Source organism: Agaribacillus sp. DX54 (genome assembly GCF_056858335.1).
The window spans coordinates 123,355-136,253 of sequence record NZ_JBXEQE010000011.1; the positions used below are offsets into that span (position 1 = coordinate 123,355).

The window sequence follows — 12,899 nt, forward strand, 5'->3', positions numbered from 1 at the left end:
TTAGAATATTGCAGCGTTTTAAAGGGGCATACCGGATTTTGAAGGCCTGAAACCATGTTTTGAACACTACACAAGTCACGTAGCGCCTGGATGGTCCTACGGAAAACCAAAACCATCGGCGGCCAGGTTTTCATAATGGATGGGTATTCATCATTCCAAGTACATTATCAGTGAATTGGCTCCCAGGCTTGCATCCAATGCCATCAGGTCGTGATGAAGGCGGGTGGTATCTTTAATCGCTTTTCTTCCCACCACTCCCCTACCATGCCTGATCAGCACCCTTGAAAGTGTACCACCCATATCATAGCAATTTTGAAGTGATAGATCCAATGCTTTCAAGGTCAAAAATTCTAATGTTCATAATGTTAAATTTTATAGTTACTAATTATTGCTGTAGCTATCATAATGTCTTGTACTGCAACTCCGGTTAAATCTGCTACAGTTATTTGATTATTAGTTTGCCTACCCAATGCAGGATTCTTTATAAGATTTCCTAACTCAATAAGTGTATCTTGATTTAAGCAATTATCTTGTCTTGCTCTAAAAATTTCTCCTCTTGTTTTAGATTGCTCAATACTATCTGAAACTACGATATCTGCTTTTTTCATAATGGTAGATTCTAGTTCTGTTTTTTCAAAAGTATCAGAACCTATGGCAGTTATATGCGTTCCTTTTTTGATTTGCGATGCAAGTAGTAATGGTTTTTTAGAAGGGGTAGTAGTAATGATAACATTGCAGTTGTTTGTCAATTCTTCTATAGAAGAAGCTATTTTAATCTTATAGTCAGAATCTTTAAAAGAATTTTTGTAAGCTATTACCTTTTCCGCTGTTCGTCCCCAAACAAATATATCTTTACAATTACTTACTGTATTAAGATATTTTAATTGAAGTTTGCCTTGTATGCCAGTGCCTATAATGCCGATTTTGATATTTTGTTTAGGAGCTAAATATTTTAAGGTAATCATACTGGCGATAGCAGTACGAATGTCGGTAAGATGTCCTTCGTCCAATAATATGGCTTTAAGTACACCTGTTTGTTGACTAAAAGCTAACATTAACCCTTGGCTAGATTTCAACCCTAGTTTTGGGTTTTCATAAAACCCAGATGCAATTTTTATAACATAATACGGCTGATTGAGAATATAACCGTATTTGATATGCGTTTCACCTCTTGGGTTTTCAAACAGTAATTCGCCTACAGGAGGAACAATAGCCTTGTTAGATGACAGAGCAAGAAAACCTTCCTCTATTAAAGGAATTAAATTTAAGGTCTCTAAAATGCTTGTTATTTGAGATAAGGATAAAACTAAAGGTACTTTTGTAGTCATTCTAATAAAAAATTAATTTTATTAGAGTAGCACAATAGTTGTACAAGAATGAAACTTATTTCCCAAAATCTTCTCTAATGTTAGAAATAAGCTCAACACAAATTAATGTGTCTAAAATTCTCCCAGAGCAAATATAAAAATACTTTTTAAAAGAGTCCCGTTTTGAGTTGTAAATTACTACGAATCCAAAGATGTCGTTCAAAGTAGATTCGATAGTCTGAAAAACGTCTTGTCAGCAAAAGACAGCAAAGCGTCAGGCGACACTTGACACTTCATATAATTGATTATTGAATAAAGGTTGCTGAAATATGAGATTTTTACTCATGAGAAAAAATGATTTTGACATTTCGACACAAAGATCTAAGAAAGTTCTTTGAAAAGGGTGATCCAAAAGGTTTACCCGCACAATATTTAGCGAAAATAAGGCTTGTATTGACTGTTTTAGACACTATTTCTGAGATAAATGAAATTAACATACCAGGTGGTAACCTGCATCCATTAAAAGGAGATCGAAAGGGACTATGGTCTTTAACCATTAAAAAAAACTGGAGAATTACATGCCGCTTTGAAAATGGAGACGCTTTCGATCTTGACTATGAAGACTGTCACTAACCGGAAGATAAGAAAACGACAATTAAATCATGGAAAAGAGGGTAAATCAAATCCAGGAAAGAAGTAAAATGCATAACCCGCCCCAACCAGGCGAGGTCTTAAAAGTTCTTTACCTGGATGAGTTGGGGTTAACAATTACAGCAACTTCAAAAGCGTTGGGGGTATCCCGCCAAAATTTGTCTGAAATTATCAACGGGCATACCGGCATAACCCCCGAAATGGCCTTGAAGCTGGCCAAAGCATTAAATACCAGTGCCAGTATGTGGTTGAAGATGCAACAGCACTATGATCTTTGGCAAGCGGAAAAAAATAGTAATTCGGCATGCTCCAATAACAATTTATTGGGTTCTCGTGGCACCACCCTTACTAACAACGTATCTGAAAGGCTTTTTACATATTGGCAATGAAATTTAGTGAGATTGGTCCTGCCATGAACAATTAAATAACTACCCCCATTAATGTGTACTTTCACTAATGGGGTGTTATGTTTATGAGGCTCATCATTACATAATAAGGTGGCAAATGATACTATTGGAATCAAAAATGATTTTATGGACATAAGTTGGGGATTTACACACCTGATTCGAGTTATAAGGTAAAAAAGGCGGGAAAACGATTTTCCCGCCACCCGGAAGCGCATGTATTAAAAACTGATTACCGCTTCGAATACGAATCCATCAAATTCGCCACCATCGTATTTGCTACCTGTCCAGCCATCTCCGGAATATTCCTGTCTTACATATTCAAGTTTTGCCATTATGTTATTGGTAAGATACCACCCCCCGACAAAGTTCAATCTACTAATTTCACTGGTACTGGCTGTTTCTGTCATCTCACCTTCTATCGTATTGTACTTGCTGCCAACGTACAATTGCTCCTTGCCACCAAATCTGTAAATAAGTTCACCGGCCACCTGGGTGAACGATCCGTCACCCATATCATCCCCGTTGCCAATTCTTTCATAAATTCCAAAGAATTCGAGGCCCTTATATTTAATAAACGGATTAATCTGAATAGAGGTTAACTGCAGGAATCTCGGATTGAAACGACCATCAAAATCACTGCCTGAGCGTGTCGAAGCTTCTTCCAGCGATTGCATTACCTGATAGTATCTTGTGCCTGCCCTGTCGCCACCATACAGGTAAAAGCCTGTACTTGTACCATTATTTGTGTACCAGGAGCCGGTAAGTCTGACACGCAGATCTTCATCCATCTGTCTGTCAAAACCAAGTTTTCCGTAGAAAGATGCTTGATTGTCAGAGTTGTCATTGACCACAACATTCTGGTTGAGTTTACCATTGGATATACCAAGCACTCCGATAAAGCCATTCATTTGGAAATTTACCTCTCCAAAGGCCTCGGTAGTGAAAGAATCCATGAGATAATTACCCACAAACGGGTTAAATATTGCCCTGGCGTTGTCACTTCTTCTAAAGTGTGCATCCCCATAGTTAATCTCATCCAGGCCTATGATAATGGTTACCTTGTCCATAATTTCAGCAGCAAAGCCCGGCTTTATAAAATCCAGCTTGTCAACTTTAAAGTGACCTCCTTTTACCCAGGCTTCTTCATGATGCCTGGATGACAGGTAAGTTCTCAGGTGCATAGTCAATCCATCGTATATCTGTACATCCAGGTTTAGGTTGGCATTTGGCAGGTTAAAGTCGGTACCCAGTTCAACGAGACTGTCTGTGCTGTTGCGTTGATTCAGGCCTTGAAACTGCATGGCAAAGTCGCCTCCTACGCGCACTTTGAAACCATCGAAGGTGACTGTGTCTTTTTTGGAAGTTTCAAAAACGTTTAACCCTCTTTTGTCGTTGTACCGGTAGTACTGTATGTCAGGCTGGAAACCCTGTGCCATGGAACTGGTGGCCAACAAGAAAACGCTTATTTGTAAGGTGATTTTTAGTAGTTTGATCTTCATTTTTCCATATTTATAATTGAACAAAAAATACTTTAAAATTTAGTAGTGATCTCCTATCCTGTTTTAATTGCACCTGGTAATGCTGTCGGTGGGTCTACATTAAATCCGGTCATATTGATCTTAATTTCGCTTGTAAACGCTGCCTTTTCAGGGGCGTGAATAGGGTAGTTTACTTGCCTTTGTACTTGCTTTGTAAGACGGGCTATTTGTAGTTCACCGGTGGTATTCAGCACATTGCCAGGCTTTAAATCATCACTGGTCAGGACATATTCGATTTCAGGATGCTCTGCGGATTTTAGAGCTACGCAGGTGTTTTTGTCCATACTCCTTGTGCCACTTTTTATGGCTGTTACAGGTATGGTGACCTTCAGGCCTTGGATATCCTGAAGTTTTTCTTCGTTAAGACCGATGTTTGCCTGTCCCTCAATCCTATTCACAGTAGACACCCGGTCGTGCAACGAGGAGGTTCCGCTGATGGTTACTTCGCTTGATGGACCTGGTTTTAATGTGACTTGCGACCATGACAAATGAGGTAAAAGGAGCAAAAAAAAGATAGCTTTCACCCATTTCAGGCCACCAATAGCCGGAAACCGGGTTTGGCGGATTTGCATCGTTAATTAATTTCGTTTCACAAGTATAAGGCAAACATGGTGTTGTTAATCAAAGCCTTATAAAAAGTAAATATATGATGATTGTAGATTTAATCGTGCAATGAGAGCTGATTAATTTAAAAAAAAGTCACCACCAAGGCACAAAGAAATGTGCCTACTTACGCACTAGCGCAAGCGTCTCGTGACTGTTGCACAAAGTGTCGGACAAAATCCTTTGTGCCTCTTGGTGTCTTAGTGGTTAACCATTGTTCACCACGGAGGCACAAAGGCACCAAGAGACACAGAGGGTTTTGCCTCTAAATAAAAATAAAGGTATATTTTGATGTTGTGCAACAGCCATGCAACGCTGGCACTATCTCTTATCTGGCTTTCAATACATCCGGAAGTATTCAAGGTGTTAACTTTCTCCGGATTGTCCATCACCGGACAACTTTCAGGTTTTCTTCCGGTGGAGTATATTATCTCACAATAAAGCCAGCCCATTTACAGTTATTATACACAGAAAGTTGCTACGCTATCTAAAATGTGTTGTGATTAAAATGTGTTATGTAAATGAAAACCACCGAAAAGTATGTTGACAAGGTGAAGCAAACTGCTGCACCCGATACTTCTGAAACCAAAACGCAAATAACTGAAGATTTGCCGCCAACGCCTTGCCCCCGGGATATTGTATTGATGCGCATCCACCATATTTTAAAATCAGCGCAAGATGTTTCGTCATCATAACTAAATTCCCGTAGCATGAAAGATTTGCAAAATTATACCATCGTCCAACGGGACGTTGGCCTGGATAGTACACCCCTGAGAAACGAGTCTGGCCAGTATTGCTGGTCTAACGGGCAATTGGAAATACTCAACCGGCCGGAGTTTAATGAACTGTGTATCAATAAGGTGAAAATCGCTCAGGCAGACACATCCCTTAAAAACTTAAATGAGGAAATACTGGCGTTTGAGGCACCCACCCAGGCCTTGGAACAGGAAGGCAATGGATTATTGACCGGAAACCAACAGGAGATCGAAGACCAGCAGGCCCAGCTTGAACAATTCAGGGCCTCATTGGATCAACTCGATAAGGATATGCTCCTGCGGGGTTACATTCCTCCCGCAGAAGAACCACCAGCCAAACCGTCAGAACCACCAGCCTTACCACCCAAAAAGCGTTCCCGGGTCACTGTTAAAGAAGTTTTAGGCTTTCTTTTGATATGGCTGATCGGTGAGGTATTTATGACTTACGTGCAGTGGAACAGCCTGCGGGATGGCAGGGGCATTGAAGACATGATTGTGCGCAGTATTTCACTAGGGGTGGTGCTTTTCCTGATCCATTTGGTAGGGCGGTTTTTTAAACGTGATGGGCGCCCTGTGCAAATAGTATTCCTGGGTTTCAGTTTTCTGATGCTTTTTACCATGCTTTTAGGTCCGTTGTTATTGAATGAAGCCTATCCGCCTCCGGAAGGGAACACCGATAGTGCATCGCTATGGGCTTTGCAGGATGAAACCGTAGTCCCACAGGCTGATATAGCGTCACCTTATCCCTGGTGGGTCGGCTTCTATCGTAAAAACGATATGTTGCCGGGTATTTTTGTGTTTTTGTTTTTTGTCATTATGCAAACCTTTGTAAAACACAAACCTGTGGTTTCCAAACCTATCGCCCCCCTGCCCGCTCCTCCAACTGATAAAACGCAGGTGACGGATAAAACACAAATCGAGGAAAGGAGACAATATTACCTGCAACAAATCCAACGTGCGGAAAAGCGGTTAAAGGAACTACACCAGATTCAAAACAATGCCATAGTGCCCAACACCAGGCAGCTTCAAAGCATCCTCGATGAACTACAGGTCAAGAAGACCGAAATGATGGCTTTGAAAAAAGAAAAAGACCGCTTATTGATGGACAACGACCAACTGTTGCGAAAGTTGGAAATGCACCTGAACCATTATCAGACAGAATACCTCAACGTGCTGAAGAATGATGCTGTCAAGGCTTTGGTGGTACAGCCCGGCTGGCCTACCAGACAGGACATTAAAGCTTATTTTGATTTACCATAAAGACGAACCCATGATGCGATTCATGAATCTTTTCATACCGATGGCTTTCCTGGTATTTCTCGCAGGATGTAATGCATGGACAGAATGTGAAAGTGTTAAATCCCGTGAAGCCATTCTTTTGATCGATGTGACTGATAAACAATTATTTGCCGATATTGAATCAGACCTTCATGCCAACCTCCCCACATTTATGGCAAAAACCGGATTAGGTGATATTTCCCCCTGTGAAAGTTTTACCCTGACCCTGATACCTATTAGTGCCAAAGAAGGGTTGCAAACCGCTTCTGAAACCATTGCGATTACACGAAAGGGTCAAAGCTATCAGACAGAAAGACAACAAGCCAGTCCGGCACCTTTGGTCAACCTTCTGAGGGCTCAGTTGACTGCGTTCAAAGCCCTTACCGATGATAAAGGCAGCACCTCGGGCAGCAGCATTGCCAACGTAATGGTGAAGGCTTTAACTCACGCCAATATCGGGTCAGAGACCACGTTGATTATTTTTTCAGACATGATTGAAAATAACCGGTACCTGAACATGTACCGGAATATTCCAGCCCATGAAAACCTGGCAGAAGTAGTTCCGAAACTGATTGATCCAATGGTGCTGCAGGAATTTGAAGTGCGGCAAAGAGAAGGGTTGGATGCCAATATAATTATCGTATGCAAAGACAGTGCAAACGAAAAGGTCAATGCCAGACAACGGGAAGTAAAAAGCTTCTGGGCCGGTTTGCTGGCCGAAATGCGGCTGCGGAACGTCCGGTTTATGGATAATCTCTCTAATGTAAATTAAAGTCACCCATGGTAGTGGTTATTGCGATCGCTGGCTGGCTTTTATTACTGGCCGCTATGTGTTTTATTCTTCGTGATTTTTCACAGTTTATCTTCCGTAAAACCTTTTCCCGCCAGCGCCAGGGTGATTTTGTAGACCTCGGGGAGTACACCACCACCTGGTTTGGTGTGCTGGTCATGGCTGTGGCGGGTTTTATCTTTTATAAAGTGGGCACTGCGTTGCTGGCTTACCTGCTTTCGGCTGACTTGATTTCTTTTTTCCGGATGATGAGAGGTGTATTTACTGTCAACAGTACCGTGCAGAACCCCTTTACGCTCAAGCACTTTATCTCAGGCATGTTAGGACAGTCTGTCTTGCAGTTGGCCACCTGCTATGTTATCTACCGTGGTCTGCGATCTTTTATGCATTGGGTAAATACAAAGTATGGGAAGCCTGCTTACAATGAGGGCGATGTATTGTATTTTGGATTTTTTGCCGTAGTGTTGTTTATGGCTTTGGAAATCCTTTCTTACAGCCAACACATGCCCCGGGTCTCGGGTGTGGTTCACCTGATTTATTTGTCGATGGCCAAGCTCGCCCTGGTTTGTTATTTTGTGGCGGTTTCTCATTTGCACCTGCTCCGAAGCGAGCAATATCGCGCGTCGCTACCTCAATACATCCGGCTGGGGTCCATAGCAAAAATTGTCGTTTTTCAACCTTTGGCAACGGTCATATTTACGCTGGGAATAGGAATGGCATTAAGTATCCCCCTGTATCTCGGCACACAATTTCTGGAAAACAACTGGCTTGTGATCGGCTTTGCCCTGGTATCTTGTTATTTGCTGTATAAAGTAGTACGGAGTTTTATTGCCAAGGGCTACAATTACTTTGGCGCTATCATGTTCTTTGACGCCGACAGCCCGTTGGTTCAGCCAATGCAGCATGTCAAACCGATATTGTTGCGACAAAAGAATCTATATCCGGTATCGATAGGTTTGACCTTGGTACTCCTGGTGTTAAAGCCAAAACTATGGATCTTCCTGTTGTTCTTTGTGATTGTTATTGCCCTTCTTTTTGGCTTTTTACATGTTGTTACCTACGGAGTGGGATTAGGTACGGCACTACTATGGACTTTCATTCGTGGCAGACGGCTTCCTCCAATCAGGAAAAATACCATGCTGGCCTATCTTCACACTACTGCCAGGGGGCTTGGACGGGCCGTAACACCTATCGGAGTTTTGGCGGCAGGAGCCTTTGTCCTCTTTAGCATCTTTCCAAAAAAATATGATTATGCAGCCGATGAGCACTATGTGAATACTGTGATTGATAAGAATTACTATCCATTGCTAATTGGCCGCTATGACTATGATGGCAATATTTGTGCCCCTGCAAGCTCCGGAAACTTGCCGGAGTTCCTGGTGCGATGTCTGATATTGCAGGAAGACCGGGATTTTAGCCGGCAACAAAGCTGGTGGCCCAAATGGTCAAATTGGCATGGGATATCCATCGCCTCACTGTACCGTATGGCAACGGGTACCGGAGGAGGTTCTAATCTAAACATGCAACTGATCAAAAACGAGGCTTTTCCCGGACGGTTTCCGCAGGACTTCCAGAGAAAATACACGGAAATGCTTTCCGCCTACCAGCTCTCGTTGCAACTGTCGGCAGAGGAAATTGCTACCCAGTATTTCAATAAGGTAGGCATGATCGGAGGAAATGGTCAGCAAGGGGTGGTGATGGCCGGGCTTACCGCTTTTAAAAGGCCGCTGCCGGAGCTCAATCACTTGGAAATGATGTACCTGGTGGCTTCTTTAAAACGCAGCTCCCAATTTAAAACCCAAAATGGCTTTGTCGACTACACAGCAGCAGCAGATTACGCCATCGAAATCAAACAAGTCTTAGTGGATCAGGCCAATATATGGGTACAACAAGGGTTGATCGAACCAAAGGAATTAAAACTGCTTAAGCAACAGGAACTGCGATTCAGTGATCATACACTTTTAGGCAACATAGCTACCACTACCAAGGAGTTTTTAAAAAAACAATTACCTGATAAGGAGCATGCCGGCTATACTTATGTTACTACACTCAACCATAAAAACCAGATGCGAATGGTCAAAGGAGTGCGCCGCTTTAAGCAACACTTTCGCCAATATCAAAAACAATCGGACTTCGACCTGTACTCAGCGGCGCTGGTCGTCGAGGTGACCACCGGTAATGTTCTGGGGCATCATGGAGGTCAGGGAGTCACCGATCTTACTACTTTCGCAGGAGGCAATCCTATGGGCAGTGTCATCAAACCTTTTATCATCCTGGAATTGTTGGAAAACAACATGGCTTCCAAAGAATTGAAACTCTACGATGGTAAAATCAAAGGAAAATTCACCCCCAATAATTACAGCCGCCGGTATTCCAAACGTATGATCGGGATCAATGAAATTTTAAGTAAATCCTTAAATGCACCCATGGTGAATGTTCGCCAGGTAACCGAACCTGTGCCTTTGTACCAGCAATTGGAAAACAAGTTTGCCACACTGGGTATCAGTGAAGATGCATTTTTGCAGATCGATGACCCCGACAAATCATCAGAGCATGAGGTAAACTATCCATTGGGTTCACGCAACATGACCCTCTTCGGTATCGCTCAGGCCTATCAGGCACTTTTCAACGACGGCAGGTACCGTGAACTCAGGGTCTTCGAAAAGGCCTATGACCCCTTCCGCACCAAGGAACAAGAACTCTACCAACGGCGAAAGCCGGTCTATGCACCGGAAAACACGAGAATCATCAAAGAGGCCCTCCACCATACCATGCTAAAGGGAGGCACCGGGACGCATATCACCCATTTGTTGCCTGAAACTCCTCAGTTTTACGCCAAGACCGGCACCTCTGACAAAGCGATTCACGGATACACGGTCTTGTGCGATGGCCGGTTGCTCATTGTATCCTATGTGACCTACGGGAAAGTGACCGGCGATCATTTGGAACTGAATGAAACCCCACCGATTCCTTTTGAGTCGGGCGTAAGAAGTGCCGGAGTCCTGGCCGCCTATATTTACAGAGCGTGGGAGCATTATGATGAATATAAACCTCAACTCGCGATGAAGTATTAAGCCCTGGAGTTGAATTAGGGTTATATCGAAAAGGATTTTTGAAGCTTGAAAAGGCTTAAAGCGAAAAGCCAGCAAAACCATGTATGATTAATTCATGGTTTGCCTGCAATTCAGTTAAGTTGCTGATAGATTATTTCCACTCTTCTATTCAGTCGATGGTGATGGTGATCATCGGCTTCGGCCCCACTGGCTGTCGGTTTTGTTTCCCCATAATAGAATATTTTCAGCTTTGAAATAGCTGATTGATTTTCAGACAGGTATTTTTTTACAGCTTCAGACCTTCTTCTGGACAAGTCATAGTTAAAACTTTCATTGCCGCGTTCATCGGTATGACCATGCAATTCCACTATAAGATCCATTCTGCTGCTGATTATTTTCAAAACTTCCGTTAGTGTATTTTTGGACTCAGTGGTTAGTACATCACTACCAAAATCAAAATATACAATTTGTTGAACTGGCAGTGGCTTGGGGCCCGGGGTCTCAATAGCCTCCGTAACAGCTTCCGGTTCTTTCCTTTCAACCACTTGATTCGCAATCATTTCTTTTTTCCCGGCTTCTTTTTCCTGCTCTTCAATTGTTCTGATCTTTGATTGAAAGATATCACACATACCCCCGCCTCTGTTGCTGCTGAAGTAAGCTGTTCCATCATCTCCTATAATAAAGTAAGCATCGAAGTAGGCAGAGTTGATCTTTTCTCCCAGGTTCTTCGGACTACTCCAATTGGTCCAACTATCATCCAGTCTCTTTGCAGAGAAAATATCTGCATCGCCAAATCCTTCAAAGCCGGTGCTGGAGAAATACAATGTCTGCTTATCTGATGATAAAAATGGTGAAATCTCATAACCTGCTGAGTTAACGATGGCCCCCAAATGTTCAGGCTTGCTCCACTCGCCTGCTTTATTAATGGTTACGTATAAATCTTCTTGTCCCAATGATTCTTCTCCCATCATGCTGATGATCAACACCTGTTCATCTGGTGTTAGGTAAAAACCATAATGATCATCAGGCACCTGAACCCTGACCGGTAGTTCTTTCTTTTCCCGCCATTGCTTCTTGCCCTCTCCTTTGTTTACGACTACTAACCCTAACTCCCTTCTCGCCGGTGAGGTATAATTATTGATCAGGTACAGTTTATCCGCCTCTTTGTTCAATCCTAAGACGGCATTGTTATCCCTATCATTGAGCGCTTTCAGGTTCTTCGCCTTGGTCCATTGCTGCCCTGATCGTTCACTGTACCAGATGTCTTGTCCGGCATACTGACCTCCTATATTTTTCTTGTAAAAGGCCCGGGTGAAGTATAACCGTTTACCGTCCTTAGTGATTTTTGGGTTGATTTCTTCTGCTTGTGTGTTTACCGTACTGTCAAGCTTAGTGGTCTGTGTAAACTCAAGCCTTTGGGCCTCTAGTGATAAATGCCCCGACATAAGCATTACGGCCTTTAGTATGATATATCTCATCATCTTACCAAATTGGCGTATAGCTCCCATAGTTAAACAATCTTAGGCCTAAGGTAATTTCATGACTTCCCCCATTGAAATGATCAAAGTCGGAGTTTTTATATTCATAAGCATAGCCAAAGTTGATCTTATCATTGAAAGAAAGCCCTAACATCCATACAATAGTTCGATCATTTCTGTAAGATGCACCGATCCATAGGTTTTCATTGTACCTGGCCCTCAAACCTGCCTCAAAAAAGAAGGGTTGGTTGCCTTGTATTCTCAGGAAAGTATTCGGGATCAGCTCCCATTTTTTCCCTGCAAAAAAGCGATAACCACCCAGAAGGTGATGTCTTGTGCCCGCTCCATCACTGTTGACCTGTTCGTTGCCGGAAAGGAGTGTTCTGCTCACCTGCATTATACCGTAACTGAAATAGTACCTGGTTGAATAAATACCTAAACTAAAATTCAGATTGAAATATGAGTTGGACGCCCCGTTGTTTACATAAGAAAGGTAGGTGGCATCATTGATCTCATCGACCACCGTAATCTCATCCAAGTCAATGCTGTTATTCAGCAAACCACCCGAAAAACCCATGCTCAGAAAGGTATGCTTCGTCATGGGGACATGTACCGCCAAACTTGGCATAATTTCCAATTCGGTAAATGGTCCTTTTTCATCCATCAAAACATAACCGCCAACTCCTAGCTTTACGCCTGATTTTTGGATGCCGTCTTTGTAATATTGTCCATTTGAACTGCCTCTCAATGAATTCCGTTGGTAGGGGTTACGCTTCTGTCTGATCGGACTGTAAGCACTCAAAAAAATCGTATTGGGCGCGTTGTCAAAGCCGGCCCACTGCTTTCTGAATCCCGTTCGAATATCCAGGTAATCATTGGCCCCGGTAAAGGCAGGGCTAAATGCCGGCAGATTTTGAAAGTATTGCCCAAGCAAAGCCCTTCCCTGACCATGGGAATGGGTGATGCCAGCGAGCAGAGCAAATACAAAAAGATATAGTTTTCTCATCATTACTTATTATTTCCTATCTGTAATTTCTTT

At 42.7% G+C, this 12,899-nt stretch carries 13 protein-coding genes; 6 read left to right on the forward strand and 7 right to left on the reverse strand.

Going from position 1 to position 12,899, the window contains the following annotated elements; all coding sequences use genetic code 11:
* Positions 1 to 150: 150 nt before the first annotated feature.
* Positions 151 to 300, reverse strand: a complete 150-nt coding sequence (locus AC04NP_RS13865; protein WP_482860359.1) for a hypothetical protein — start codon at positions 298 to 300, stop codon at positions 151 to 153.
* Positions 301 to 365: 65 nt separating this feature from the next.
* On the reverse strand, positions 366 to 1,328 hold the full coding sequence (locus AC04NP_RS13870) for a Rossmann-fold NAD(P)-binding domain-containing protein (RefSeq protein ID WP_482860360.1): 963 nt from the start codon (positions 1,326 to 1,328) through the stop codon (positions 366 to 368).
* A gap of 333 nt (positions 1,329 to 1,661) precedes the next feature.
* Here AC04NP_RS13870 and AC04NP_RS13875 point away from each other — a divergent pair, with 333 nt between their 5' ends.
* Together AC04NP_RS13875 and AC04NP_RS13880 are read left to right on the forward strand one after the other, a co-directional pair.
* Positions 1,662 to 1,940, forward strand: coding sequence for a type II toxin-antitoxin system RelE/ParE family toxin (locus AC04NP_RS13875; protein ID WP_482860361.1), 279 nt, complete (start codon positions 1,662 to 1,664; stop codon positions 1,938 to 1,940).
* Between the two features lie 29 nt (positions 1,941 to 1,969).
* A complete protein-coding gene (locus tag AC04NP_RS13880) occupies positions 1,970 to 2,347 on the forward strand; it encodes a HigA family addiction module antitoxin (RefSeq protein ID WP_482860362.1) in 378 nt (125 codons plus the stop codon).
* Between the two features lie 236 nt (positions 2,348 to 2,583).
* On the opposite strand, the gene AC04NP_RS13885 is transcribed toward AC04NP_RS13880, so the two are convergent.
* From AC04NP_RS13885 to AC04NP_RS13895, 3 genes are all read right to left on the reverse strand, one after another.
* The gene (locus tag AC04NP_RS13885; protein WP_482860363.1) at positions 2,584 to 3,864 is read right to left on the reverse strand and encodes a hypothetical protein; all 1,281 of its coding nucleotides are present in this window, start codon (positions 3,862 to 3,864) and stop codon (positions 2,584 to 2,586) included.
* A 53-nt stretch (positions 3,865 to 3,917) separates the two neighbouring features.
* Positions 3,918 to 4,475 carry a YceI family protein gene (locus AC04NP_RS13890; protein ID WP_482860364.1) on the reverse strand — a complete coding sequence of 186 codons (558 nt, stop codon included), beginning with the start codon at positions 4,473 to 4,475 and terminating at the stop codon, positions 3,918 to 3,920.
* Positions 4,476 to 4,724: 249 nt separating this feature from the next.
* Entirely contained in the window at positions 4,725 to 4,958 is a 234-nt protein-coding gene (locus AC04NP_RS13895; protein WP_482860365.1) for a hypothetical protein, read from the reverse strand.
* A 69-nt stretch (positions 4,959 to 5,027) separates the two neighbouring features.
* On the opposite strand from AC04NP_RS13895, the gene AC04NP_RS13900 reads away from it, so the two are divergent.
* Genes AC04NP_RS13900 through AC04NP_RS13915 form a run of 4 tightly spaced genes read left to right on the forward strand, consistent with a single transcriptional unit; the run spans position 5,028 to position 10,403 of the window.
* A complete protein-coding gene (locus tag AC04NP_RS13900; protein WP_482860366.1) occupies positions 5,028 to 5,201 on the forward strand; it encodes a hypothetical protein in 174 nt (57 codons plus the stop codon).
* A gap of 15 nt (positions 5,202 to 5,216) precedes the next feature.
* A complete protein-coding gene (locus AC04NP_RS13905) occupies positions 5,217 to 6,521 on the forward strand; it encodes a hypothetical protein (RefSeq protein WP_482860367.1) in 1,305 nt (434 codons plus the stop codon).
* 10 nt (positions 6,522 to 6,531) lie between these two features.
* Positions 6,532 to 7,311 (forward strand): hypothetical protein, encoded by a 780-nt coding sequence (locus AC04NP_RS13910; RefSeq protein WP_482860368.1) that lies wholly within the window; start codon positions 6,532 to 6,534, stop codon positions 7,309 to 7,311.
* A gap of 8 nt (positions 7,312 to 7,319) precedes the next feature.
* Positions 7,320 to 10,403: a transglycosylase domain-containing protein gene (locus AC04NP_RS13915; protein WP_482860369.1), complete on the forward strand. Its 3,084-nt coding sequence runs from the start codon at positions 7,320 to 7,322 to the stop codon at positions 10,401 to 10,403.
* A gap of 110 nt (positions 10,404 to 10,513) precedes the next feature.
* Here AC04NP_RS13915 and AC04NP_RS13920 read toward each other — a convergent pair whose 3' ends face one another.
* Positions 10,514 to 11,863, reverse strand: coding sequence for an OmpA family protein (locus AC04NP_RS13920; RefSeq protein WP_482860370.1), 1,350 nt, complete (start codon positions 11,861 to 11,863; stop codon positions 10,514 to 10,516).
* Between the two features lies 1 nt (position 11,864).
* Positions 11,865 to 12,869 (reverse strand): PorP/SprF family type IX secretion system membrane protein, encoded by a 1,005-nt coding sequence (locus AC04NP_RS13925; RefSeq protein ID WP_482860371.1) that lies wholly within the window; start codon positions 12,867 to 12,869, stop codon positions 11,865 to 11,867.
* Between the last annotated feature and the right edge of the window lie 30 nt (positions 12,870 to 12,899).

Coding starts and splice junctions, on each gene's coding strand:
- AC04NP_RS13890 (WP_482860364.1), bottom strand. CDS start 4,475: ATGCAAATCCGCCAAACCCGGTTTCCGGCTATTGGTGGCCTGAAATGG.
- AC04NP_RS13900 (WP_482860366.1), top strand. CDS start 5,028: ATGAAAACCACCGAAAAGTATGTTGACAAGGTGAAGCAAACTGCTGCA.
- AC04NP_RS13870 (WP_482860360.1), bottom strand. CDS start 1,328: ATGACTACAAAAGTACCTTTAGTTTTATCCTTATCTCAAATAACAAGC.
- AC04NP_RS13865 (WP_482860359.1), bottom strand. CDS start 300: ATGGGTGGTACACTTTCAAGGGTGCTGATCAGGCATGGTAGGGGAGTG.
- AC04NP_RS13905 (WP_482860367.1), top strand. CDS start 5,217: ATGAAAGATTTGCAAAATTATACCATCGTCCAACGGGACGTTGGCCTG.
- AC04NP_RS13885 (WP_482860363.1), bottom strand. CDS start 3,864: ATGAAGATCAAACTACTAAAAATCACCTTACAAATAAGCGTTTTCTTG.
- AC04NP_RS13910 (WP_482860368.1), top strand. CDS start 6,532: ATGATGCGATTCATGAATCTTTTCATACCGATGGCTTTCCTGGTATTT.
- AC04NP_RS13880 (WP_482860362.1), top strand. CDS start 1,970: ATGGAAAAGAGGGTAAATCAAATCCAGGAAAGAAGTAAAATGCATAAC.
- AC04NP_RS13925 (WP_482860371.1), bottom strand. CDS start 12,869: ATGATGAGAAAACTATATCTTTTTGTATTTGCTCTGCTCGCTGGCATC.
- AC04NP_RS13920 (WP_482860370.1), bottom strand. CDS start 11,863: ATGATGAGATATATCATACTAAAGGCCGTAATGCTTATGTCGGGGCAT.
- AC04NP_RS13875 (WP_482860361.1), top strand. CDS start 1,662: ATGATTTTGACATTTCGACACAAAGATCTAAGAAAGTTCTTTGAAAAG.
- AC04NP_RS13915 (WP_482860369.1), top strand. CDS start 7,320: ATGGTAGTGGTTATTGCGATCGCTGGCTGGCTTTTATTACTGGCCGCT.
- AC04NP_RS13895 (WP_482860365.1), bottom strand. CDS start 4,958: ATGGGCTGGCTTTATTGTGAGATAATATACTCCACCGGAAGAAAACCT.